23 protein-coding genes are annotated in these 24,025 nt (G+C 74.5%); 13 read left to right on the forward strand and 10 right to left on the reverse strand.

Features of this window, described 5'->3' with window-relative positions; translation table 11 throughout:
• The first annotated feature begins 1 nt into the window (after position 1).
• Positions 2-1,714 carry a DUF5719 family protein gene (locus ACZ5HG_RS05420; RefSeq protein ID WP_464180888.1) on the forward strand — a complete coding sequence of 571 codons (1,713 nt, stop codon included), beginning with the start codon at positions 2-4 and terminating at the stop codon, positions 1,712-1,714.
• Positions 1,715-1,821: 107 nt separating this feature from the next.
• Here ACZ5HG_RS05420 and ACZ5HG_RS05425 read toward each other — a convergent pair whose 3' ends face one another.
• Complete coding sequence (locus ACZ5HG_RS05425) at positions 1,822-2,682, reverse strand: glycosyltransferase (RefSeq protein WP_464180890.1); 861 nt, start codon at positions 2,680-2,682, stop codon at positions 1,822-1,824.
• Positions 2,683-2,694: 12 nt separating this feature from the next.
• Positions 2,695-3,177, reverse strand: coding sequence for a metallopeptidase family protein (locus ACZ5HG_RS05430; protein WP_464180892.1), 483 nt, complete (start codon positions 3,175-3,177; stop codon positions 2,695-2,697).
• A 95-nt stretch (positions 3,178-3,272) separates the two neighbouring features.
• Between ACZ5HG_RS05430 and ACZ5HG_RS05435 the strand changes: the two genes are divergently transcribed.
• The 6 genes from ACZ5HG_RS05435 to ACZ5HG_RS05460 all read left to right on the forward strand — a co-directional run bounded on the left by ACZ5HG_RS05435 (position 3,273) and on the right by ACZ5HG_RS05460 (position 7,246).
• Positions 3,273-3,653: a DUF3499 domain-containing protein gene (locus tag ACZ5HG_RS05435; protein ID WP_464180894.1), complete on the forward strand. Its 381-nt coding sequence runs from the start codon at positions 3,273-3,275 to the stop codon at positions 3,651-3,653.
• A gap of 4 nt (positions 3,654-3,657) precedes the next feature.
• The gene (locus ACZ5HG_RS05440) at positions 3,658-3,942 is read left to right on the forward strand and encodes a hypothetical protein (protein ID WP_464180895.1); all 285 of its coding nucleotides are present in this window, start codon (positions 3,658-3,660) and stop codon (positions 3,940-3,942) included.
• Between the two features lie 149 nt (positions 3,943-4,091).
• The gene (locus ACZ5HG_RS05445) at positions 4,092-5,126 is read left to right on the forward strand and encodes a phosphohexomutase domain-containing protein (RefSeq protein WP_464180896.1); all 1,035 of its coding nucleotides are present in this window, start codon (positions 4,092-4,094) and stop codon (positions 5,124-5,126) included.
• Positions 5,123-5,323, forward strand: coding sequence for a Trm112 family protein (locus ACZ5HG_RS05450; RefSeq protein WP_464180897.1), 201 nt, complete (start codon positions 5,123-5,125; stop codon positions 5,321-5,323). Before ACZ5HG_RS05445 ends, ACZ5HG_RS05450 begins: the two co-directional genes overlap by 4 nt.
• A gap of 79 nt (positions 5,324-5,402) precedes the next feature.
• The gene (locus ACZ5HG_RS05455; RefSeq protein ID WP_464180898.1) at positions 5,403-6,326 is read left to right on the forward strand and encodes a cation diffusion facilitator family transporter; all 924 of its coding nucleotides are present in this window, start codon (positions 5,403-5,405) and stop codon (positions 6,324-6,326) included.
• A gap of 203 nt (positions 6,327-6,529) precedes the next feature.
• Positions 6,530-7,246, forward strand: coding sequence for a DUF3800 domain-containing protein (locus ACZ5HG_RS05460; protein WP_464180899.1), 717 nt, complete (start codon positions 6,530-6,532; stop codon positions 7,244-7,246).
• Between the two features lie 193 nt (positions 7,247-7,439).
• On the opposite strand, the gene ACZ5HG_RS05465 is transcribed toward ACZ5HG_RS05460, so the two are convergent.
• The 3 genes from ACZ5HG_RS05465 to ACZ5HG_RS05475 form a co-directional block, all read right to left on the reverse strand.
• Entirely contained in the window at positions 7,440-8,363 is a 924-nt protein-coding gene (locus ACZ5HG_RS05465; protein ID WP_464180901.1) for a glycine betaine ABC transporter substrate-binding protein, read from the reverse strand.
• A gap of 121 nt (positions 8,364-8,484) precedes the next feature.
• Positions 8,485-9,390 carry an ABC transporter permease gene (locus ACZ5HG_RS05470; RefSeq protein ID WP_464180902.1) on the reverse strand — a complete coding sequence of 302 codons (906 nt, stop codon included), beginning with the start codon at positions 9,388-9,390 and terminating at the stop codon, positions 8,485-8,487.
• Positions 9,387-10,631, reverse strand: coding sequence for a quaternary amine ABC transporter ATP-binding protein (locus ACZ5HG_RS05475; protein ID WP_464180903.1), 1,245 nt, complete (start codon positions 10,629-10,631; stop codon positions 9,387-9,389). Before ACZ5HG_RS05475 ends, ACZ5HG_RS05470 begins: the two co-directional genes overlap by 4 nt.
• 506 nt (positions 10,632-11,137) lie before the next feature.
• Between ACZ5HG_RS05475 and ACZ5HG_RS05480 the strand changes: the two genes are divergently transcribed.
• The 4 genes from ACZ5HG_RS05480 to ACZ5HG_RS05495 all read left to right on the forward strand — a co-directional run bounded on the left by ACZ5HG_RS05480 (position 11,138) and on the right by ACZ5HG_RS05495 (position 15,176).
• Positions 11,138-12,508, forward strand: a complete 1,371-nt coding sequence (locus ACZ5HG_RS05480) for a sensor histidine kinase (protein ID WP_464180904.1) — start codon at positions 11,138-11,140, stop codon at positions 12,506-12,508.
• Between the two features lie 43 nt (positions 12,509-12,551).
• Entirely contained in the window at positions 12,552-13,217 is a 666-nt protein-coding gene (locus ACZ5HG_RS05485; protein WP_464180906.1) for a response regulator transcription factor, read from the forward strand.
• Between the two features lie 92 nt (positions 13,218-13,309).
• Entirely contained in the window at positions 13,310-13,744 is a 435-nt protein-coding gene (locus ACZ5HG_RS05490; protein ID WP_464180907.1) for a hypothetical protein, read from the forward strand.
• A gap of 196 nt (positions 13,745-13,940) precedes the next feature.
• Positions 13,941-15,176 carry an acyltransferase family protein gene (locus tag ACZ5HG_RS05495; RefSeq protein ID WP_464180908.1) on the forward strand — a complete coding sequence of 412 codons (1,236 nt, stop codon included), beginning with the start codon at positions 13,941-13,943 and terminating at the stop codon, positions 15,174-15,176.
• Positions 15,177-15,240: 64 nt separating this feature from the next.
• Here ACZ5HG_RS05495 and ACZ5HG_RS05500 read toward each other — a convergent pair whose 3' ends face one another.
• Complete coding sequence (locus ACZ5HG_RS05500) at positions 15,241-16,512, reverse strand: MFS transporter (protein WP_464180910.1); 1,272 nt, start codon at positions 16,510-16,512, stop codon at positions 15,241-15,243.
• Positions 16,513-16,594: 82 nt separating this feature from the next.
• The gene (locus ACZ5HG_RS05505) at positions 16,595-18,790 is read right to left on the reverse strand and encodes a glycoside hydrolase family 3 protein (RefSeq protein WP_464180911.1); all 2,196 of its coding nucleotides are present in this window, start codon (positions 18,788-18,790) and stop codon (positions 16,595-16,597) included.
• Between the two features lie 146 nt (positions 18,791-18,936).
• On the opposite strand from ACZ5HG_RS05505, the gene ACZ5HG_RS05510 reads away from it, so the two are divergent.
• A complete protein-coding gene (locus ACZ5HG_RS05510) occupies positions 18,937-19,578 on the forward strand; it encodes a TetR/AcrR family transcriptional regulator (RefSeq protein WP_464180913.1) in 642 nt (213 codons plus the stop codon).
• Between the two features lie 33 nt (positions 19,579-19,611).
• On the opposite strand, the gene ACZ5HG_RS05515 is transcribed toward ACZ5HG_RS05510, so the two are convergent.
• The gene (locus tag ACZ5HG_RS05515) at positions 19,612-20,595 is read right to left on the reverse strand and encodes a TIGR03557 family F420-dependent LLM class oxidoreductase (RefSeq protein WP_464180915.1); all 984 of its coding nucleotides are present in this window, start codon (positions 20,593-20,595) and stop codon (positions 19,612-19,614) included.
• A gap of 23 nt (positions 20,596-20,618) precedes the next feature.
• Positions 20,619-21,659: a threonine aldolase family protein gene (locus ACZ5HG_RS05520; protein WP_464180916.1), complete on the reverse strand. Its 1,041-nt coding sequence runs from the start codon at positions 21,657-21,659 to the stop codon at positions 20,619-20,621.
• Between the two features lie 80 nt (positions 21,660-21,739).
• Between ACZ5HG_RS05520 and ACZ5HG_RS05525 the strand changes: the two genes are divergently transcribed.
• On the forward strand, positions 21,740-23,041 hold the full coding sequence (locus ACZ5HG_RS05525; RefSeq protein ID WP_464180918.1) for a PucR family transcriptional regulator: 1,302 nt from the start codon (positions 21,740-21,742) through the stop codon (positions 23,039-23,041).
• A gap of 14 nt (positions 23,042-23,055) precedes the next feature.
• Here the strand turns inward: ACZ5HG_RS05525 and ACZ5HG_RS05530 are convergent, their stop codons facing one another.
• Positions 23,056-24,024, reverse strand: coding sequence for an LLM class flavin-dependent oxidoreductase (locus ACZ5HG_RS05530; RefSeq protein ID WP_464180919.1), 969 nt, complete (start codon positions 24,022-24,024; stop codon positions 23,056-23,058).
• Position 24,025: the final 1 nt, after the last annotated feature.

Here is a 24,025-nt window from a genome sequence, read left to right on the forward strand (position 1 = left end):
GATGACCGACGACGGCACGACGGAGGGCCCCCGCCCGCGGGTGTGGCCCGGTCGGACCGCCCGGATGCTGTCCGGGCTGCTGGTGCTCGGCCTGACCGGCGGCACGGTCGCCTGGGCGAGCACCCTGCCCGGCACCGACGCGAGCCCGGTCGCGGCCGACGCCGTGGACGTGCCCGCCGCCACCACCACGCTGGTCTGCCCGGGACCGCTGCGCCTGCCGGACGACACGTCCTCCGGCGGCAGCGCCTTCGACCGGGTGCCGGTGGACCCGGTGGAGCGGGTCAGCGGCGTGTCCGTGCTGGACGGCGGCGACGCGACGCTCACCGGCCTGGACGGCTCCGGTGCCGTGGACCTGGACGGCAGCGCCTCGACCGGGCGGCTGACCGGGCCCGTGGTGCTGCGCGCCGACCCGGTGGACGACGAGCCCGCCCAGGCGGCCGGCGTGACCTCCGCGGTGGTGACCGACGGCGACCTGCGCGGTCTGTCCGCCGCGTCCTGCGCCGCGCCGTCCTCCGACGTGTGGCTGGTGGGCGGCAGCACCGCCCTGGAGAGCTCGGCCGACCTGGTCGTGGTCAACGCCGGCTTCACCACCGCGGACGTCACCGTCGAGCTGTGGGGGCCGTCCGGCCCGGTCGACCTCGGCACCGGCGGGCGCCTGCTGGTGGCACCCGGCGGGGAGCAGGAGGTCGTGCTGGCCGCGGTCGCCGCCGAGCAGCGCCGCGTCGTGGTGCACCTGTCGGCGGCCGGCGGGCAGGTCTCGTCTTACCTCCAGGACTCCCTGCTCGACGGGTTCACCCCGCGCGGCACCGACCTCGTGACGGCGGGCTCCGCCCCGGCGACCCGCCAGGTGGTGCCCGGGATCGTGGTGACCGACACCCAGGTCGACTCGCCGGACGCCGGCCTGCTGCGGCTGCTGGCGCCGGGTGACGACGGGGCGACGGTCTCGGTGACCCTGCTCGGCCCGGACGGCGAGCAGCCGCTCACCGGCGCGCAGGACCTGACGCTCGGCACCGGCGAGGTCACCGACCTGTCGCTCGGCGGGCTGCCGGCGGGCGCCTACACGGCGGTGGTCGAGGCGGACGCCCCGGTGGTCGCCTCGGCGATGACCGCGCGGCTGGGCCAGGCGGGCGAGCTCGACGAGTCGCCGCGGGTGGACCGGGCGTGGTCCTCGGCCATCGGCACCGGCGGCGGGCTGCTCGCGGTCCCGGCCGGCACCGGCGTCACCGGGGGGATCTCCGGCAGCCTCGTGCTGTCCGCCGTGGACGCCCCCGAGGAGGCTGAGCCCGCCGAGCCCTCGGCATCGCCGACGAGCGCACCGACCGCCGCACCCAGCCCGTCGACGACCTCGAGCCCGACCGACGACGCCACCGTGATCGACCCGATGGCCGTGCCGGACGCCCCGGTGGGAGCCGTGCTCGACGCCACCGTGCGGATCTACGGCGCCGGCGGCCTGCTGGACGAGCAGGACGTCGAGGTGCCGGTCGGCGGCACGCTCACCCTGGCGCTGGCCGACCTGGTGGCCGAGGCCGGTGGCACCGTCACCGGCCTGGAGGTGGTGCCGGCCGACGGCGCCGACGCCGCGCTGTCCTGGGCGTACGTCGCCACCGCGCAGGCGCCGGACGGACCGCTGCTCTCGGTGATCACCCCGACCCTCGCCTCGGCGGGGGCCGGTCAGGCGCTGGTCCGCGAGGGCCGCCGCCTCGGCCTGGGCTGAGCCGCGTCGGACGGGCCACGCTGCCGCGTGGCCCGGCGTGCGGAGGCTCGGCGTGCGAGGGCCCGGCGTGCGGAGGCTCGGCGTGCGGAGGCTCGGCGTGCGAAGGCTCAGCGTGCCGCGCGCAGCTCCGCGAGCTCGCGGGCCTTGAGCCCGAGGGTGATCGCGGCGCGCACCGGCCATTGGTACCACCGGTGGTAGCGCCGGTGCAGGTAGCGCCGGGCGCTCGCGTGGTGCGCGGAGATCATCCGGGCCGGGCGCGCCTTCCACGACACCCCGCCCACGTGCAGCACCCGCGCGGCGGGCACGTACACGTTCGCGCGACCGCTGCGGCCGAGCCGCTCGCCCAGGTCGACGTCCTCGAAGAACATGAAGTAGTCCTCGTCGAAGCCGCCCACGGCCTCGAAGGCGTCCCGGCGCAGCAGCAGGCAGGCGCCGGACAGCCAGCCGGCGGTGCGCTCCTCGCCGACCGTCTCCTGCCGACGGTGGTACGCCTGCGTCCACGGGTTGCCGGGCCAGACCTTGCCGAGCAGCGCGTGCCCGGTGCCCTGGGTCAGCGAGGGCAGCTCGCGCGCCGAGGGGTAGACCGTGCCGTCCTCGTTGAGCAGCGCCGGTCCGAGGGCGCCCGCCGTCGGGTGCCGCCGTCCGGCGTCCAGCAGCACGTCCAGCGCGCCGGGCTGCCAGACCACGTCCGGGTTGGCGACGACGAGCCAGGGCTGGTCCGCGCCGGCCGCACCGGCGTTGGCACCGCCGCCGTAGCCGAGGTTCGCGCCGGTGCGCACCACGCGGGCGCCGTGCTCGGCCGCCACCGCGTCGGTCACCGCCGGGTCGTCGCCGTTGTCCACGATCACCAGCTCGATCTCGGCGGTGGTCGCGTCGGCCAGCGACCGGGCGAAGTCGGCGAGCTCGTCACCGGGGTGGTAGGCGATCGTCACGACGCGGACGCGGTCGGGGGCGGGGCTGCTGGTCATGTCCGGGTCAGGCTACCGTCCGTCGCCGACCTCGGGGTCGACCTCGTCCGGGGAGCGGCCGAGCAGGTGGGCGACCTGCTCCACGACCACCTCGTGCACCAGGTCGGCCAGGTCGTCCGAGTCCTGCGCGCGGCTCTCGACCGGTCGGCGGTAGACCACGATCCGCGGCGGCAGGCCCGGCTGCGAGGGGAAGCAGCGCCCGAACGGCACGCCGCCACGCTCCCACGGCGCCGGGCTGGACGGGGGCACGTCCTCGACCGCGAACTCCACGCCGTCCAGGTACTTGCCCCACCGGTGCTCCAACCGCTCGACCGAGTCGAGCACCAGGTCGTCGAAGCGCTCGGCGCGGCTGCGGTAGGCCGGCAGGGTCGCCGGCATCAGCGGGCCACGGACCCCGCGGCCCCGCCGGTCACGTCGGCGCACCGGCCCCACGATGCCGTCCGGACCGGGGAGGGACGGCTCCGGGGTGCTGGGGACGATCCGACGCGGGGCCATCCGGGCACTGTATCTCCGCCCGATCGGTGCGCATCACCCGCCTGCCGCGCGGGTCGCGGCGCCACCACGGCACCGGCGGCGGTACCGTCGTCCCCGTGAGATCCGTTCGTCAGTGCTCCCGCACCGCGTGCGGTCGCCCGGCGGTCGCCACGCTCACCTACGTGTACGCCGACTCCACGGCCGTGCTCGGACCGCTCGCCACCCTGGCCGAGCCGCACTCCTACGACCTGTGCGCCGAGCACGCGTCCCGCCTCACCGCCCCGCGCGGCTGGGAGGTCGTCCGGCTGAGCCCGGAGTTCGTCGAGACCGGACCGAGCCACGACGACCTGGTCGCGCTCGCGGAGGCGGTGCGCGAGGCAGGCCGCCCCGCACCGCGGCACGCCGCCACCGCGTCCGACGGCCTGCCGCCGGCCTCCGACCTGGCCGAGACCCGGCGACGTGGCCACCTGCGCGTGCTGCACGGCGAGGACGGCTGACCGCGTGGCAGCCGCAGGGGGCACCGGCGGACGCCGGCGACGGGGCGAGCCCGAGCAGACGCCGCTCGGCTCGCTGAGCCGGCCCGAGGAGCACCTCGCGCCCGGCGCGGGGGAGTGCGAGGTCTGCGGCTCCACCCGGCTGACCCGGCTGCACCTGGAGCTCGCCGACGGCACGGCCGTCACCTTCGTCTCCTGCCACGAGTGCGAGCACCGCGCGTGGTTCCCGCTGGACGGCGACGGCACGTCGCTGAGCCGGGACGAGGTCGTCGCGCGCAGCACCCGCCGCTGAGTCCCGGCGGCGCCGGTCGCGGGCGACGTGCCCGGCCACGGGCCCGGCGATCGGGGCGGTGCGCGGCACGCGCCGATGCGGCCGGCCACGGGTCCGACGACCCGGCCCGCGATGCCGGGCGCACCGACCGCATGGGATAGCGTGACCGGGTGTCCGCGACCCCCTCGACGCCCCCGCCCGGGGAGGCTGACGTCGCCGCCACGGTCGCCGCGCTGACCGCCCGTGCGGGCCTCGACCCGGTCCGCCCGCTGACCCTCGTGGTGGACGACCCGACGGTCGCCGCTGCGCTGGCCTCTGCGGCCGCCGATCGGGTGCGGGTCGACCTCGCCCCCGGTGACCTCCCGGCCGACGCCGCGATCACCGAGCGCGTGCGCGATCTGCGGCACGCCGTGCTGGGTGCCTCCGCGGACCTCGGGATCGTCGTCGAGACGCTGACCGGCGCCGACGTGGCGGTGCCCGCGGTGCGGGTGCGGGTGCTGGACGAGAACGGCGAGCCGGTCGACCCCGCCGTCGTCGCCGCGCTGGTCGCGCTGCCCGAGGTCGCCGCCCTGCGCGCACCCGGCCGCACGCCCGTCGTCGTGCACGACGTGCTCACCTCGCGGGCGCTGCCCGACCTGCTGGACGCCGCCGGCGCGCGCACCGTGCGCGTGGCCACCGGCACCGGACCGCTCACGGCGGCCCTCGCCGCGGAGGGCGCCGCGCTGGCCCTCGGGCACGACGGCCTGGTCGCGATCGCCGACCGGGGCTCCCTCCCCGGCGCGGAGGGTCGGCCCGATCTGCCGGTCGCCGGTCTGCTGGCCGTGCTGCACGTGCTCGCCGCCGTCGGCGCACGCCCGCACCCGCTGTCCGTGCTCGCCGAGCTGCACCAGCCCTACGTCGGCAGCGGCGAGCTCGTCGTGCCGGTGACCGATGCCGACGCGGCGCGCGAGCGCGTGGTCGAGGCCTACGTCGAGCGGCGCGGCGCGGGCGAGGTGGCGGTGGACGACCTGGACGGCCTGACCGTCTCGCACTGGGACGGCACCCCCGCGTGGTGGTTCCACCTGCGCACCGATCGCACCGGCAGCGTCGACCCCGCCGCGCAGGACGCGCCCGTGCTCCGGCTGCGCGTCGAGGCCGCCGACGAAGACATCATGGAGAAGGTGCGCGACGACCTGCTCGCGCTCGCCCGACAGGAGGACCGATGACCGAGAGCACCACCACCGGACTGGCACCGTGGGTCCGGGAGCTGCTGCGCTGCCCGGTGACCGGCGCGACGCTGGTCGACGGTGTCGGCCCCGGCGGCCAGCCCGAGCTGGTCTCCACCGACCCGGACCGCCCGCTGGCGTACCCGGTGCGCGACGGGATCCCCGTGCTGCTCGCCGACGAGGCCCGCGAGGTCTAGCATCTCCGCTCGGGTCCGCAGCGGGACCTGACGTCCCCGCCGGTCGGAGGGGGTGTCCGGCACCGGCAGGAGGACCCGCATGGCCCACGGGGGCGGTAACAAGGCGATCGTCGCGGCACTGTCCGCGAACCTCGGCATCGCGGTCACGAAGTTCGTCGCGTTCCTGCTCACGCAGTCCAGCTCGATGCTGGCCGAGTCGGTGCACTCGCTCGCCGACTCCGGCAACCAGCTCCTGCTGCTGCTGGGCGGTCGCCGGGCGCGCCGGGCCGCCGACGAGCAGCACCCCTTCGGCTACGGCCGTGAGCGCTACATGTACGCGTTCATCGTGTCGATCGTGCTGTTCAGCCTCGGCGGGCTGTTCGCGCTGTACGAGGCGTGGCACAAGTTCGCCGACCCGCACCCGATCCACTCCTGGCACTGGGTGCCGATCGTGGTGCTGCTCGCCGCGATCGTGATGGAGGGGCTGTCCTTCCGCACCGCGATCCGCGAGGCGAACCACACGCGCGGGAAGCAGTCCTGGGTGCAGTACATCCGCACCGCGAAGGCGCCGGAGCTGCCGGTGGTGCTGCTGGAGGACTTCGGTGCGCTGATCGGCCTGGTCATGGCGCTGTTCGGTGTCTCGATGACGCTGGTCACCGACGACGGGCGCTGGGACGCGATCGGCTCGGCCGGGATCGGCGTGCTGCTGGTGGTGATCGCCGTGGTGCTCGCGGTGGAGACGAAGTCGCTGCTGCTCGGCGAGTCGGCCACCCGCGCCGACGTGGACGCGATCCGTGCCGCGCTGGTGGGGGAGGGCGTGCCCTCGGTGATCCACCTGCGCACCCTGCACCTCGGTCCGGAGGAGCTGCTGGTCGCCGCGAAGATCGAGGTCACCGCCGACGCGAGCGCCGCCGACGTGGCCGGGGCGATCGACGCCGCCGAGCAGCGGGTGCGTGCCGCCGTGCCGATCGCCCGCGTGATCTACCTCGAGCCCGACCTGCGCCACGCGGTCGCCCGCGCCTGAGACTTCGTGGCAGACGGTGTACCTGGGTTGACAGCCTGTGACGTGACGTCACAGACTGACCGGGTCGAGAGGACTGCCTACGCGGTTCCGATCAGCAGGGTGGGACTGCCAACGCGGTGCCTGCATCGCTGACTCGGCGCAGAGTAAGGCCTGGCCTCGGCCAGGCCTTACCTCGTTTCTGGCTACTCGACGGAGCGTGGCGCGTGTATCTCTTGTTCGTCGACGAATCGGGGACGCACGGCGGGAGCCCGGCGTTTGTCCTCGGCGGTGCTGCAGTGCACGAGGACGATGCCCAGCGGCTCCAGAGCTCACTCGACAACTTGGTGATCGAACACCTGGGCCGCGTCCCCCCGAACCTGGACGAGTACGAACTGCACGCCGGCGAGATGCGCAATGCCAAGAAGCCCCACAAGTCGGAGCAGCGGGGGAGCATCTGGGCGGGAGTTTCCCGCGCTGATCGTCTTGCGCTCCTGAGTGACGCCTATCGCACCATTGCTGAGTTCTCTCCGTCTGACCCGGATCTGCCCGTGGCGCTGTTCGGAGTTGTTGTCGATGCGCGTTTCCACTCGGCCGATTCGGCGGAGAATCGAGAGCGTTTCGCGTACGAGGTGTTGCTCAACAAGTTCGACATGATGCTGATGAAGGCGCGCGTCGAACGACACAAGCCGAACCGCGGACTGGTGATCCACGATCGCCGGGTGGTGGCGGAGCGGGACATCCAGTCATGGACGTCCGAGTGGCGCAAGGCTGCGGGAAACGTGGGGCAGTTGCGCAATCTGGCAGATGTCCCCCTGTTCGCCGACTCGCGCGCCACTCGGCTGCTCCAAGTCGCCGACCGTCAGCTACTCGCTGTCCCGGCAGTTCACATCGAGCGGAGTCGACTCGGAGTTCGATCGACTCTGGCCGTTGTTCGCTGCTGACAAAGGTGTCACCCACGGTTGCGTCCACTTCACCCCCTCGTACGGACAGGGTGAGTGTGGATGTCGGCCCTGCGAGCAACGGCTGCTGGCCGAGGCGACTCAGCGAACGCGTTCGCGTCGGACGCGAAGACCGACCGAGCGCGCTCGCGCCTGAAGGCGCGTACATCAGCACGAGCCTTCAGGCGCGACGGGATCAGACCCCGGCGGCGGACTTGAGATCGGTGACGAAGTCCGGGTTCTGCTCGAGCCAGGTCGCCGCGGAGGCCGCGGGGTCGGTGCCGCCGTCCTCGTTGAACATGAGGTTCTCCAGCGAGAACAGCTGCTCGTCGGTCAGCGTGAAGGCCTCGATCAGCTTGGTCAGCGTGGGGTAGTCCTCGGAGAAGCCGAGCCGGCCGACGGTGTGGATCTCCTCGGCGGTGCCCATGGCGCCCTCCGGGTCCTCCAGGTCGCGGATCGGGTACTCGTCGTAGGCCCAGTGCGGACGCCACAGGGTGACCGCGATGTTCTCGCCGGCGTCGGTGGCGCCCTTGAGCTCGGCGAGCATGGCCGGGGTGGAGGACACGACGAACTCCATGCCGTCCAGGCCGTAGGTCGGGATGGCCTCGTCCTGGGTGATCCGGGTCAGGCCGGCGCCCGCCTCGATGCCGACGATCCGGTTGCCGAAGGCGTCGGCGTTCTCGGCCAGCTCGTCCAGGGAGGTGATCGGGGCGTCCTCGTTCACCGCGATCGTGAGCACGGCGTCGTCGTACCAGACGCCGAGCTGCTCCATCTGGTCGCCGTACTCGTCCAGGTAGTCGGCGTGGGTGCTGGGCAGCCACATGTCGAAGTTCACGTCGAAGTCGCCGCCGGTCAGGCCGGTGTAGACGACGCCCGGGTCGGCCTCCTGGGACTCGACGGTGTACCCGTCGGCCTCCAGCATCGCGCCGAACAGGGCCGAGACGGCGATGCCCTCGTCCCAGCCGGAGTGCACGCCGATCGCGACGGTCTCCAGGTCGCCGTTGTCGAGGCGCGGGGCGTCCTCGTCGGCGCCGGTCGAGCCGGAGCCTGAGGAGCAGGCCGCGAGGGCGAGGGTGAGGCCGAGGGCGGCGGGGGCGAGCAGACGGGTGCGGTGACGCATGGTGTCCTTCCGGGTGGGGGTCGTGCGGATGGTGCGGACCGGGGCGTGCGGGGGCACGCCGGGCCCAGGGTGTGCGGTCGCCCGGGACCCGGTGCGGACCGGACCCCGTGGGGCGGGTGGATCAGGAGCGGGCGGAGGCGGCCGCGACGGCCCGGGAGACCGTCGACCGGGTGCCGAGCGCGCTGGTGACGCGGTCGAGGAACATCGCGAGGATCACCACGGACAGGCCCGCCTCGAAGCCGAGCGAGACATTGATCCGGTTGAGGGCGTTGACCACCTGGCCGCCGAGGCCGCCGGCGCCGACCAGGCCGCCGATCACCACCATCGACAGCGCGAGCATGATCACCTGGTTGACGCCGGCCATGATCGTCGGCAGCGCGAGCGGCAGCTGGATCTGGCGCAGGATGCGGCCCTCGGAGGAGCCGAAGGCGTGCCCGGCCTCGACGACCTCGCGGTCGACCTGCCGCAGCCCGAGCTCGGTGAAGCGCACGCCGGGGGCCATCGCGAAGATCACGGTGGCGACGATCCCGGGCACCACGCCGACGCGGAAGATCACCACGGTCGGGATCAGGTACACGAAGGCCGGCATCGTCTGCATGAAGTCGAGCACCGGCCGCAGCACGCGGGACACTCGGTCGTTCCGGGCCGCCCAGATGCCGAGCGGGATCGCCACCAGCAGCGCGATCACGCTGGCCAGCAGCACGAGCGCCAGAGTGTCCATCGCGTTGCCCCACTGGTCGACGCCCGCGATCACCACGAAGCCGACCAGCGACCCGACCGCGAGCTTCCAGCCCTTCGCGAACAGGGCGATCAGCGCGAGCGCGACGGCGACGAACCAGAACGGCGGGCCGGAGAGCACCTGGTCCAGGCCCTCGTAGAGCAGGGACAGCAGGTCCTTGATCGCGGCGAACAGCCCGCGGAAGGTGCTGGTGACCCAGTCCACGGCCACGTCGACCCAGGACCCGAACGGCAGGCGGGGGATGCCGCCCTCGGTGGTGCCGGCGGCGAGCACGGAGAGCGCGGTCACGCGGTCACCTCCACGGGGGTGTCGATCGGGTCGGTCGCGACGGGGGTGCCGCGCGGCGGCGTGCTGGTCTCCGGCGGGACCATCGCCTCGAGCAGCGTGACGCGGGGGATCACCCCGACCAGGCGGCCGTTCGCGTCGGTGACCGGCACCGGCAGCGGGGACTCGGCGGCGGGGGCGAACACGTCGGCCAGCGGCGTGTCCTCGTGCACCGCGGTGAGCGAGGTGTCGACCAGGCCGTCCAGCGTCTCGGCGCCGGCGCGGGTGGCGTCCACGGCGTCGGCGTCCCGGATGATCCCGCGCAGCGTGCGGGTGCGGTCCACCACGTAGGCGGCGGCGACCTGGGCGTCACGCATGGTGCGCAGCGCGAGGCGCGGCCCGCCGGCCAGCGAGACCACGGCGGCGGGGCGCCGCATCACCGAGGACGCGGTCAGCACGCGGGTGCGGTCCACGTCGGCGACGAACTGCGCCACGTAGTCGTCCGCGGGGTCGGACAGGATCTGCTCGCTGGTGCCGACCTGCACGATCCGGCCGTCGCGCATCACCGCGATCCGGTCGCCGAGGTACATCGCCTCGTTGAGGTCGTGGGTGATGAAGACGATCGTCTTGCCCAGGCTCTGCTGGAGCTCGAGCAGCTGGTCCTGCATCTCGCGGCGGATCAGCGGGTCGAGGGCGGAGAACGCCTCGTCCATCAGCAGCACGTCGGTGTCGGCGGCCAGCGCGCGGGCCAGGCCGACCCGCTGGCGCATGCCGCCGGACAGCTCGTGCGGCAGCGATCCGCCCCACTGGCCGAGGCCGACCATCTCCAGCGCCTCCTGGGCGCGGGCCCGGCGCTCGTCCTTCGGCACGTCCTGGAGCGCCAGCGGGTAGGCGGCGTTGTCCAGCACGGTGCGGTGCGGCAGCAGCGCGAAGTGCTGGAACACCATGCTGACCTTGCGCTGCCGGATCGAGCGCAGCTGGGCCGCGCTCACCGCGCCGAGGTCGTCGTCACCGAGCAGCACGCGCCCAGCGGTCGGCCGCCACAGCCCGTTGAGCATCCGGATCAGGGTCGACTTGCCGGAGCCCGACAGCCCCATGACCACGAAGGTCTCGCCGCCGGCGATCTCCAGGTCGGCGTCGATCACCGCCGCCGTGCCCCACGGACGCACCTCGTCGCGGGTCGCCCCGTCCTTCAGCCGTCGCACCGCCTCGCCCGGCCGTCGGCCGAACACCTTGTACACGCCTTCGACGCGCAGACCCGTCACTCACTTCACCTTCCAGTCCTGACGCACCGCCCACCGGCCCGTGCGGGCAGGCGCACCCGGAGGTGCACCGCGGTTCGGCGCGTCGTCGGTCGGCCCCGCCACGCGGCCCGGTCAGGGGCCGCCGGCGGCGGGAGGGGCGCACTCCGAGGCCCTCGCTCGTGCTGCCCGGGGAGGGCGCCGCGAGGGCCGGGTCAGGGGGTGCCGCACCGACCGTCTTGTCGATCTGGTCGTGGTCCACCGTGCCCCATGACCGGTGGTCGGCGCAGGGCGGGACGGGTGGATCGAGGGGTCGATCGCTGGTCATGGGATGACCGTTACCCGATCTGACCTGCGACTTTACCGATTCTTGGATCGTTACGGTTTCGTGATCTTTCGTGGGACGATTTCCGGCCTGCGCCCCGCCCCGGACCCGGGGGACAACCCCCGCACGACCGGGGGCCGACCGGGTGCCGCGGGAGGGTCCGCGCGCGGCACGATGGGACTCCGCACCACCCGAGGAGCCACCCATGTCCCACCCGCCGACGCCCACCGCGCCCGGCACCGCCGAGGTGCCCTCGACCGCCGCGGCCGCGCCGGCCCCGCGCCCGACGGGTGCCCTGTGGCGCCCGGGGGTGTGGGTGCGCACCTGGCGGGAGTTCGGCTACCTCGGCACGGCGTTGCTGCTCGCCTCGTTCGGTCTGTTCTACGTCCTGGTCACCATCGCCCTGGCCGCGGGCCTCGCGGTCACCGTCGTCGGGCTGTTCGTCCCCGGATACCTGGTCGTCGGCGGGCGCGCGTGGGGGGCGATGTACCGGGGGATGGCACGCGGGATGCTCGGCACCGACGTGCCCGAGCCGCGGCCCTTCCGGCACGGCCGCGGGTTCTGGCGCTCGCTCGGCAGCGTGCTCGGCGACGCGACCGGCTGGCGGGCGCTGGCGTTCCTGGTGCTGGTGTTCCCGCTGGCCATCGTGTCCTTCGTGCTGTCGGTGACGTTCCTCGCCCTCGCGCTCGGCGGCACGACGCACTGGATCTGGTCGCGCTGGCTGCCCGCGCAGGCGGCCTCCGACGGCTCGCTGCACCGCGGCGCCCAGTTCGGCACCGACTACTACATCGACACCCCGATGCGGCAGATCGGGCTGGTGATCATCGGCCTGCTGGCGCTGCTGGCGTGGCACCGGGTGACGATCGCGATGGCCCACCTGTTCCGGCTGCTCACCCGCGCCCTGCTCGGCCCCAGCCGGTCCAGCGAGCGGATGGCGCACCTCGAGCAGACCCGGGGCAGCGCCGTGCTGGACGCCGACGCCCGCCTGCGCCGGATCGAGCGCGACCTGCACGACGGCACCCAAGCGCGGCTGGTGGCGGTCGCGATGCAGGTGGGGGAGGCCCGCGACCAGCTCGCCACCGGCGGGGGCGACGCCGCCGAGCTGCTGGACGAGGCGCACGCCGCCCTCAAGGAGACCCTGGCCGAGCTGCGCGAGATCGCCCGCGGCATCCACCCGCCCGCGCTGGACAACGGGCTCGCCGTCGCGCTGGAGACCCTGGCCGCCCGGTCGCCGCTGCCGGTCACCGTCGACGTCGACCTCGGCAGCACCCCCGCGCCGGAGGTCGAGACCATCGCCTACTTCGCCGTCGCCGAGCTGCTCGCCAACGTGGTGCGGCACTCCGGCGCCAGCGGGGCCTACGTCCGCGCCGAGACCGTCGCCGGCCTGCTGCGGGTGCGGGTGCGCGACGACGGGCGTGGCGGCGCCCGGCCCGCGCTGCCCGGCGCGTCCGGCGGCACCGGCCTGCACGGGCTGGCCGAGCGGGTCGCCACCGTGGACGGCGACCTCGACATCGTCAGCCCGGTCGGCGGGCCTACGGTGGTCACCGTGCACCTGCCGCTGAGCGTCGCCCGATGACCGCCCCCCGTCCTGCGCGGCGCCAGGCTGCCGGAGGTGCCGCGTGCGGATCGTGATCGCCGAGGACTCCGTGATCCTGCGCGACGGCCTGGTCGCGCTGCTCGGCCGGCGCGGGCACGAGGTCGTGGCGGCGGTCGGCGACGGCGACGCCCTGGTCCGGGAGGTCGGCGCGCTCGCGGCCACCGACGCCCTGCCGGACATCGCCGTGGTCGACGTGCGGATGCCGCCCGCCTTCACCGACGAGGGGCTGCGCGCCGCCCTCACCCTGCGCGCCCGGCACCCCGGCCTCGGCGTGCTGCTGTTCTCCCAGTACGTCGAAACCCGGTTCGCCGCCGAGCTGTTCGGCGGGGACGCCCGCGGCGTCGGCTACCTGCTCAAGGACCGGGTCGCCGACGTCGGCGACTTCCTGGACGCCCTGGAGCGGATCGCTGCCGGGCGCACCGTGCTCGACCCCGAGGTGGTCACGCAGCTCATGGGCGCCGCCCGCGTCGACCCCGGCGTCGAGCGCCTCACCCCCCGCGAGACCGAGGTGCTCGAGCTCATGGCCCAGGGGCGGTCCAACGGGGCCATCGCCGAGGCGCTGTTCCTGTCCTACGGCGCGGTGGAGAAGCACGTCACCGCGATCTTCGGCAAGCTCGGCCTCGCGCCGGACGCGGGGGACCACCGGCGGGTGCTCGCGGTGCTGCGCTACCTGCGGCTCGGCGAGTGACGCGACCGACGCATCCGGCGTCCGGGCAGGTGGCGCAGCAGGTACGGTCGTCGGGAGCCGCGCGCAGCGGCCCCCGGCACCGAGGAGGACCCATGCCCCGCCTGCGTCCCAGCAGCATGTTCTGGACCGGAGCCGTCGTGCTCCTGGTCGGCGTGACGGGGAGCGCGGCGTCGAGCTCGCTGTTCTCGGCCTGGCTCTACGACGGGCCGTACTGGTTCTACACCGTCCTGTCCTACGGCTGCTCCGCGCTGATCACCTTCGGCGCCGCGCTGGCGGCGGGGGCGCTGGTGCTCGCCGCGCTGGAGGCGAGGCTCGGTGGCGGCGCGGGTGCGGGCGGTGGCGTGCCGGGTGGTGCGGGGTCGTCCGGGGTGCCGGGTGCAGCACCGTACGGGCCCTACGGACCCGGCGCGCAGGCGTCGCCGTACGCCCAGCCCGGGCACCCCTCGCCGTACCCGCAGCCGGGTCCGGTGCCGCAGCCCTCGCCGTACCCGCAGGACGGCCCCGGCGCCGGTACCCCTCCGGTCTGACCGCCCCCGGGGCCCCGGCCGACCGGGGGCGTCCCCGCACCCGGCCCGGGGGAAGACCCCCGCCTGCCCCTCCGGTGCGCACCCCCGGTGATCCGGGGGCCAGACCCGTTCTGACCTGCGGCGATGCTCGACAGGCTGGTGACGTGCCCGATCGCCGGGCGCCCGCGCCCACCGCGCGGTCCCCCGGGGGAGCACCATGACCGCCCTGCATCCCGCACCGCCGAGCCCGTCCCGGGTCGGCGTCGCACCGTCCGGCCCGGCCCGTGCCGCCGCGTCCCTCGCCGCCGCGCGCCCCGTCGTCGCCCGTCCGGCGCCCACCCGTCCGGCCCCTGCCCGCCCGGCGCTGAACCGTCCGCCGCGGGACACCTTCGTCGACGGCGTCCGGGTGATCGGCACCCTGCTCGTCGTCGCGCTGCACTGGATCATGGTCGAGGCCACCTGGGACGGCGAGACGCTGGTGGTCGGCAACGCCCTCGCCCACGGCTCCGCCTGGCTGCTCACCTGGCTCCAGCCGCTGCCGATCCTGTTCTTCGCCGCCGGGGCCGCCGCCCGCTACGACCTGATCCGGCACCCCGCGCAGCCCGGCTGGCGGTTCGCCGGCTCCCGCCTGGTGCGGATGGGGCGGCCCGTCCTCGTGCTGGTCGCCGTCTGGTCCGCCCTGCTGGTCGCCCTGCCCGCGCTCGGCGCCCCCGAGCAGGCCGTGCAGCGCGCCGCCCGGATCGTCCCGCAACCGCTGTGGTTCCTCGGCGTGCAGCTCGGGCTGCTCGCGCTCACCCCCTGGCTGGTCCGGCTGCTGCACCGCCACGGCCCCCGCGTGCTCGTGATCGCCGCGACCCTGCCGATCGTGGTCGACCTGCTGCGCTTCTCCGACGAGCTGCCCGTGCCCGGCACCCCGAACATCCTGCTCGTGTGGGCGGTGCCCTACCTCGCCGGGCTGCTCTACGCCGAGCGCCGTGCCATCGGCGGGTCGATCGCCTCCCGCGGCACCCTCGTCGGCCTGGCCCTCGGCGGCCTCGCAGCCACCGTCGCGCTGCTGACCTTCGGTCCCTACCCGATCTCGCTGATCGGCATGCCCGGCGACGCGATCTCCAACCTGGCCCCGCCCACCGCACCGGTGGTCACCTTCGCGGTCGCGCAGGTCGCCGTCGCGCTGCTCGCGCGGGACGCCGTCGCCGCCTGGGCCGGGCGCTCCCGCCTGGTCGCCTGGGTGAACGCGCGGTCGATGGGGCTGTACCTCTGGCACCTCACGGCGATGTTCGTGGTCGCGGGCGTGGTGCTGCTCGGCGTCGGGCGCGTGCTGCCGGAGCCGTGGACCTGGGACTGGTGGACCTCGCGGGCGGGGTACCTCGGGGCGTCAGCGGTGGTGCTGGTGGGGCTGGTGGCGCTCGCGGGGCGGGCGGAGCGGGTGCTGCGCGGGCGGCGAGCGGCCTGATGCGCGACGGCCCGGGGACCCGCGTGGAGGTCCCCGGGCCGTGACGCCCGATGTCGTCGCGCGATCAGCGCACCCGGCGGATCGCCATGATCAGCCCGGCCCCGACCAGCGCGAGCACCGCGGCGAACGGGAACACCGCCTGGTAGCCCACGGCCGAGATCGCCGCAGCGGCGACGACGGGCCCGACGATCTGCCCGCCGGTGTTCGCCAGGTTCAGCACGCCGAGGTCCTTGGCGGCGGTCTTCTGGTCGGGCAGCACCTCGACGTTCAGCGCCTGGTCCACCGCGTTGAAGGCGCCCATCCCGACGCCGGCGATCACCGCGTAGACCAGCATCGTCCACGGGCTCGCGGAGACCGCGGGCACCAGCACCCCGATCGCCACCAGGACGCCGGCCACGACGACGGGCAGCTTGCGTCGGCCGAGCCGGTCGGACACCGGCCCGGACACCGCCGACATCACCAGGGCGGTGATCATGAGGATGGTCGCGATGCTGGAGATGTAGCCGGCGGTGGACGTCTCGCCCAGTCCCATGTAGTCGGTGAGGATGTAGAGCTGGTAGCCGGAGATCGCGAACGTCGCCGAGATGATCGCGAACTTGCCGAACAGCGCGAGGTAGTAGTCGCGGCAGTCCTTGCGCGGCAGGCTGAACGAGTCGAGCAGCATGTCGCGGCTGAGCGTGCGTCGCGGCAGGTCTCGGCTGGACGGCTCGCGCAGCACGGCGGCGGCCACCGGCCCGGACAGCAGGGTCAGCGCGGCGAGCACCACGAAGCCGGTCCACTGGCTGCCGAGGAACTGCGCCCCGATGATCTGCCCGCCGTACAGGCCGGCGGAGTAGCCGAAGGCGTAGACCGAGGAGATCGTGCCGCGGTGCTTCGGGGCGATCCGGTCGGAGATCACCGCGATCAGCGGTGCCACGATCGCGTTGAGGAAGACCTGGTAGACGGCCCACAGCGCGAGCAGCGCGCCGACGCTGGACGCGCGGCCGACGGCGAGCAGCATCGCGGCGGATCCGACCGAGCCGACCACCAGCCAGGGGGTGCGACGGCCCCACCGTGAGCGGGTGAGGTCCGAGAACGCGCCGATCACGATGTTGGCGAGGGTGGCGACGACCATCGCGACGGTGGCCAGCAGCGCCAGCACCGAGGTCTTGTCGTCCGGCGCCACGTCGGCGATCCGCGCGGGCAGGAGCACGGCGTTGACACCGAGGTACGGCCCCAGCCAGAGGAAGCAGCCGAGGGCGAGCGCGACGCCGATCCGGATCGGGACGCGGGGCTGCTGGTCGTCCGTGGGGGAGGCCGCCGCGTCGGTGGCCTCGAGGGGGGTAGGAGCAGTCATGGGTCTCTCTCGTCGTTGAGCGGAGGTGCGGGGAAGGGGCGCGCAGGGCCGGAGGGCCGGCCCTGCGCGGGTGCTGCTCGGATCAGAGGTCGACCGTGGCGACCGCGGCGTCCGGGTCGCCCCAGGACGACGCCGCCTCGACCACGACGCCGCCGCCGGGCAGCGTCGTCGTGGTCGACCGGGTGTCCCACCGGGTCAGCGCGGTCAGCGGCACGTCGAGGGCGACCTCGACCGCGTCGCCGGAGCGGACCTCGACCGTGGCGAAGCCGAGCAGCTCGCGCTCGCCGGCGCGGTCGCCGTCGGTCCGGGTGCCGTACACCTGGACGACGTGCCGGCCGTCGCGGTCGCCGGCGTTGTGCACGGTGACCCGGCCGGTCAGCCTCCGGGCCACGGGGTCGACGGCGTCGATCCGCAGATCGGTGACCGACCAGCCGGTATACGACAGCCCGTGCCCGAGCGGGTACAGCGCGGCGACGCCCTCGCGCTGGAGCCGGCGCTGGCCGTACCAGCGGTCGTAGGTGATCGCGCTGGCGTCGATGTCGAGCTCGGGCAGGTGGGCCGCGTCCGCGGGGATCGCGTAGGGCAGGCGCCCCGAGGGGTTGTGGGCGCCGGTGAGCACGTCGGCCAGCGCGCGACCGCCCTCCATGCCGCAGTACCAGGAGACGAGCACGCCGGGGACCTGCTCGTGCCACTCCTCCATCAGCACCGCCCCGGCGGTGACCACGACGACCACCGTGCGCGGGTTGGCCGCGGCGACCGCGCGGACCAGCGCGACGTCCTCGGGCCGCAGGTGCAGGTCGCGCCGGTCGCCACCGGCGGCGCCCGCGCCGACCACGCTCAGGCCGGAGCCCATCGCGTCCATGACGTGCTGCTGCCAGGCGCTCTGCTGCTCGTCGGCGGGCTCGGGGTAGAGCTGCACCAGCTCGCCGCGGGTCGCGAGGGAGCCGTCCACGAACTCGCCCTCGTCCTCGGCGGTGAAGCCGACCACGACGACCGCCACGTCCGCCGCGGCGGCGCTGCGGGCGGCGGCCTGCGGATCGACCCCCGTGTCGTGCCGCACGTCCACGCCGGGCAGCGCCTCGGTGATCCCGGCCAGCGCCGAGACGACCCGGGGCGCCCGGACGTCCGAGGAGCCGTGGTCCCCGGTGTTCGCCTCGTCGGCGAGCCGGCCGACCACGGCCACCGAGCGCAGCGCGGCGGGGTCGAGCGGCAGCACCGGGGTGCCGGCGACCGGCTCGTTGCGCAGCAGCACCATCGCGCGGCGTGCCGCGTCCCGGGCCAGCTCGGTGTGCGCGGCGCTGACCACGACGTCCGTGCCCGGTTCCTCGCTGACTCGCTCGGCGTAGTGCCGGAGCTGGGTGGCGAGGATCCGGATGCCGGCGCGGCGCACGTCCGCCCAGTCCGCGGCACCGGCGTCCAGCGCCGCCCGCAGGTGCGCCCCGCGCTGCTGACGGAACGGTGCCTCGACGTCCAGCCCGGCGCGCAGCGCCGCCGTGCCGTCGCGCATGCCCCAGATGAAGTCGGTGATGACGGTGCCCTCGAAGCCCCACTCCTCGCGGAGCACCGTGGTCAGCGTGTGCGGGTTCTGGCCCGCCCACTCGCCGTTGATCGAGTTGTAGGAGCTCATCACCGCGTGCGCCCCCTCGTCGATCACCCGGCGGAAGTGCGGCAGGAAGTCCTCGTGCAGGGTGGCGTCGTCGATCGTGACGTCCACCGAGAACCGGGCGTTCTCCATCGAGTTCAGCGCGAAGTGCTTCACGCACGCCATCGCGTGCCGCTGGATGCCCCGGGTCAGCGCGGCACCCATCTCGCCCAGGAGCGCGGGCTGGTCGGAGTAGGTCTCCTGCGCGCGGCCCCACGCCGGGTGCCGGGGCAGGTTGATGCACACGCCGCCGAAGAAGTTCCCGCCCAGGGCGCGCAGCTCGGCGCCGATCGCCTCGCCGATCCGCTCCTCGAGGTCGACGTCCCAGGTGGCGCCGCGGGCCATCGAAACCGGGAACGCCGTGGCCCGCCCGACCACGCAGCCGCGCGGGCCGTCGACGAACCGGATGCCGGGGACACCCAGGCGGGGGACTGCGCCCATCACGTACGGCTCGACGTTGTAGCCGTCCGTGACGAAGGAGTACATGCCCTGCCAGAACGGGGTGTCTCCGTCCAGGAGGTCCAGCCGCTCGTCCTCGGTCAGCGCCTCGTACAGGTGCGCCGCCCGGGCGGCGGCCGGTGCGCCGGCGGCGACCGCGGCGACCGCGCTGCGGAAGGGGGTGGTGGGGGTGGTCATGCGTCGTCTCTCCACTCGTCGTCGAGGGGGCACGGGGTGACGACCTCGGGTCGAGATCGTTACTGAGTGCTCGTTCAGTGTTCAGTAACGTAGCGCCTGGGCGGCCTCTGCCACAATGGCCCAGGCCGGACGACCGAGGAGACCAGGTGCCGAACAGCCCCACCACCAGCGGGTACTCTCCCCGCGCGACCCGGTCGCGGATGAGCGCGTCGGACCGGCTCACCCAGATCCTCACGGTCTCCGCCGGGCTGATCGCCGAGCGCGGGTTCTGGGGCCTGACGCTGCGCGACGTCGCGCTGGCCTGCGGGATCACCGAGGGCGGGGTGCTGCACCACGTCGGGTCGAAGGAACAGCTGCTGGTCGCGGTGCTCGAGTACCGCGACGCCGTCGACCTGGCCCAGCTCGCCGACCTGCTCGGGACGGACCCCGAGGTGTTCGACTCCGGCCACGACGCGACGGTCCCGCTGCCCGAGCTCTGCGCGGCACTCGTGCGGCGCAACGCCCGGCAGCCCGAGATCGTCCGGCTCTACACCGTGCTCAACGGGGAGTCGCTGGACCCGGCGCATCCTGCGCACGAGTACTTCCTCACCCGCGAGCGCTGGGCGCTCGACCTGTTCGCCAGCGGCGCCGACCCGGCCTGGGGCGACCCGGAGGAGACCGCGCGCGACGTGCTCGCGGCGATGGACGGTCTGCAGCTCCGGTGGCTGCGGGACCTGGACGGCCTGGACCTGGTGAGCGAGTGGGAGCGGATCGCCGCGCGGCTGATGGGCACGCCCGGCGTCCGCTGAGGGTCGGCGCCGGTCGCAGCCGGCGCCGCCCCGTCACCGCGTCAGCGCGGGCAGCACCTCCCGCGAGAACACGTCGATCCACTCCCGCTGGTTGCGCCCCACGTTGTGCAGGTACACGTGCGTGAAGCCGGCGTCGATGAACCGCTGGATCTCGGCGCGGTGCGCGTCCGGGTCGTCGGAGACCAGCATGCGGCCGTCGAAGTCCTCGGGGCGGACCAGCTTGGCCATCTGCTCGAAGTCGTAGGGGGAGCGGATGTCGCCCTTGGGGAACTTCATGCCGCCGTTGGGCCACTCGGTCATCGCGTTGGCGACGGCCTCGGCCTGGGTCGGCGCCCAGGACAGGTGCAGCTGGAGGATCTTCGGCATGGTGTCCGGGTCCTTGCCGGCCTCGCGGGCGCCCTCGGCGAACTTGTCCAGGATGCCGCCGACCTTCTCCAGGGTGGCGCCGGGGGTGATGATGCCGTCGACCTGGCGGCCGGTGCGCTTGGCGGTGACCGGGCCGGCGGTGGCGATGTAGATCGGCGGGGCCTCGTCCAGGGTCCAGAGCTTGGTCTTCTCCAGGGTGAAGAACTCGCCGGCGTGCTTGACCTCCTTGCCGGAGAACAGCGTGGTGATGATGTCGACGGCCTCCCACATGCGGCGCAGGCGCTCGGGGGCCTCGGGCCAGTAGCCGCCGACCACGTGCTCGTTCAGCGCCTCGCCGGAGCCGAGGCCGAGCCAGTGCCGGCCGGGGTACATGGCGGCGAGGGTGGCCGAGGCCTGGGCGACCATCGCGGGGTGCATCTTGAACGACGGGCAGGTCACGCCGGGCCCGAGGTCGGCGGTGGTGGCGGCGCCGACGGCGGTGAGCAGGTTCCACACGAAGGGCGCGTGGCCCTGCGCGGGCACCCACGGCTGGAAGTGGTCGGCGGCCATGGTGCCGCGGAACCCGGCGGCCTCGGCGGTGCGGCACAGGTCGACGAGCTCGGTGGGGTGGAACTGCTCGCTCATGGCGGCGTACCCGATCTGGGCGGTCATGGGGTGCTCCTTCGTGGGGCGGATCACGCGGTGGGCGCGGCGAGGGCCGCGAGGGTCGTGGCCGATCGGGTGATCGTGGACAGGACGGTCTCGACGTCGGCGGGCCCGACGTCGCGGTGGGTGACGAAGCGGACGTGGCCGTTCATCGCGGAGGCCAGCACGCCGACCCCCTCCAGGGCGGCCAGCGCGGCGGGCAGGTCGGCGACGGCGACGAGCAGGATGTTGGTGGCGGGCGGCACGACGGCGCAGCCCAGCGCGGTCAGCCCGTCGGCGAGCCGCTGCGCGAGGACGCGGTCGGCATCGATCGTGGGCAGGTGCTCGTCCAGCGCGACCAGGCCGGCGGCGCCGAGCACCCCGCCCTGACGCACCCCGCCGCCGAGCATCTTGCGGATCCGTCGGGCCTCGGTGATCTTCGCGGTCGACCCGGCGAGCACGGAGCCGACCGGGGCGCCGAGGCCCTTGGACAGGCAGACCGAGACGGTGTCGGCGGCGCCCACGCACTCGGCGACGGACACCCCGAGCGCGGCGGCGGCGTGCCAGATCCGCGCGCCGTCCAGGTGCACGGCGAGCCCGGCGGAGTGCGCGGCGTCGACCAGGGCGTGGTGCGTCGCGGGCGGGGTGATCGTGCCGCCGGCGGCGTTGTGGGTGTTCTCCAGGCTGAGCAGCGCGGGCCGCAGCGCGTAGTACGGGCCGGTGGCCCCGGCGGCGGCGCGCACGTCCTCGACGGAGGGCACGCCCGGGCCGGCGGCCCACGGCAGCTCGACGGGCATGCCCTGGGCGATCCAGGCGGCGGTGCCGAGCTCGAAGTCGACCACGTGGGCGTGCGCGGGGGCGAGGAAGCGGTCGCCGCGGCGCAGGTGCAGCATCAGGCCGACCAGGTTGGACAGGGAGCCGGTCGGCATCCACAGCGCGTCCTCCAGGCCGGTGATCCGGGCGACGGTGCGCTCCAGCTCGCGCAGGGTGGGGTCGCCGTCGAGCACGTCGTCGCCGACCGCGGCCTCGGCCATCGCGCGGCGCATCGACGGGGTGGGGCGGGTGACGGTGTCGGACCGCAGATCGATCACAGGGTTCTCCGGGACGCTGGGCGGGGCTGGTGAGGCGGGACAATGGTCCCGGACGTGTGGTCGCGGGACGAGGAGGCACGGTGGCGAGGACACCCGACGAGGTGCTGCGGGTCGCGCGGTCGATGGTGGCCGACTTCGAGGAGCTGATCGGCGAGATCACCGATCGCGTCTGGCGCATGGTGCCCGCGTACCCGCAGGTCGTGGTGGACCGCGGCGACCTCAACGAGCAGGTGCGCGACTCGATCCTCAACGTGCTGGTCTGCCTGATGGAGGACCGCGCCCCCTCGGAGGCCGAGCTGGCGACCGCGGCGACCAACGGCGAGCGCCGGGCGCTGCAGGGGGTGGCGCAGTCCGCGATCATCCAGTCGTACCGCAACGCCGAGCGCAGCCTGGTCGACACCTTCCAGGCCCGCTGCGCGCGGATGCAGGTGCCGGTGGGCGCGCTGCGCGCGGGTCAGCAGGCGATCGTCACGGTGCTGGACCAGCTGGAGGGCGCGATGCTGCGCACCTACCTGGAGATGCAGCAGCGGATCGCGACGCGCACGGTGCTGACCGAGCCCGACCTGATGAACCGGCTGGTCACCGGCGAGCCGATCGACCCGGTCGACCTGGCTCGTCTGGTGCGCACGCTCGGGCTGGACGTGGACGAGAGCACCCGCGTGGTCGGGCTGGCCGTGGGGCTGGCGGGGGACGCCGTCGAGCCGGAGGACGGCACGGACGGTCCCGGGCCGTCGGAGGCGGAACGGCTGGCGCAGGTGCGGCACCACGTGGTCGCGCACCTGCACGCGGTCACCGGGCGCACCGCCCTGTCCGGGGTGGTCCGCGAGGACGACCAGCCACCGGTGATCGTGCTCGCGGTCGCCTGGGACGGCCCGGTGGCGGAGCTCGGCGCGCGACTGGCCTCCGGGCTGGACCGGCGCCGGCTCGCGGTGACCGCGCTCGGATCGATCGGGGAGCCCCGGCGCGGGCTGGGCACCGTCGGCGGGTCCTGCCGGCAGGCGATCGGCGCGCTGCGTGTCGGCGGGCGGCGCGGTGCGGAGCGCGAGGTCGTGCTGTTCGCGGACGTGCTGCTGGAGGTGCTGGCGCTGCGCGACCCGCGCATGGTGGTCAACCTGCAGGACCGCTACCTGCGGCCGCTCGCCGCGCACGAGCACCTGGTCGAGACGCTGCGCTGCCACCTCGGCACCGACCTGTCCGTGCCGGAGACCGCGCGCCGGCTGGTGGTGCACCCGAACACGGTGTCGTACCGCCTGCGCCGGATCTCCGAGCTGAGCGGCCTGGACCTGCACCGGGTGACCGACGTCGCCCGCGCGGTCCTGGCGGTCGAGGGCCTCACCCTGGGCATCAGCGCGGACTCGCACGGCTCCGCCGCCGTCGACTGAGGCGGACCCGCGGGTCACAGCAGGCCGGCGCGGCTCGCGCAGGCGGCGGCGCGGTCCAGGGCCTCCTCGGCGGGGCTCACGCCGTCGTCCATCACGACCAGGGTGTCCAGGCCCGCCTCGGCGAACGCCCGCATGCCGTCGGCGACCTCGTCCGGGGTACCGGCGAGGGTGAAGGTGCGCAGCAGGTCGTCGTCCACCAGGTCCGACCCGTCGGCCCCGGCGAGCATCCGCTCCCGCAGCCCCTCCGCACGCTCGGCCGACAGCCCGGCGACGGCGGTGATCGGCGAGGCCCCGTGCATCCCGAGGAACCGCGCGGTGCGCGCCCGCACGCGGTCCCGGGCCAGCGCGCCGTCCTCGTCGCAGGAGAACGCCGCGTAGCCGGTCAGTCGCAGGTCGGCGCGCGGGTGCTGCTCGCGGATCCACCGCACGTAGGCAGGGGTGGACAGCACGGAGAGCATCAGCCCGTCGGCGATCTCGGCGCCGACCGCCAGCGCCCGCTCGCCCTTGACGCCCAGGTAGACCGGCACGTCGGTGCGCGGCGGGGTGAAGGAGAGCGCGGCGTCCAGGGTCAGCCCGTTGACGTCGCCGGCCACCGTGCCCCCGGCGAGCAGGGTGCGCAGCGCGGCGGTGTAGGCGGCGAGGGTGCTGATCGGCTTGGCGAACGGGATGCCGAGCCGGTCCTGCATCCAGCCCTTGTTGCTGGCGCCGATCCCGACGATCAGCCGACCGCCGCTGATCTCGTCCAATGCCGCGCACTCCATGGCGGTGAGGGCGACGTGCCGGGTCCACGGGTTGATCACGCCGAGGCCGATCGCGACCCGGGACGTGCTGGCGGCGACCGCACCGGCGGCGGCGAAGGCCCCGCGCTCCAGGTAGTCCTCGCTCAGCCACACCTCGGCGAAGCCGGCGTCCTCGGCCCGGCGCGCCAGGGCGACCGCGGTGGCGGCGTCCCGGCGGCCGGCGGGGGCGTAGGCGATCCGCACG

It is taken from the genome of Cellulomonas sp. GTC20042 (assembly GCF_055389595.1).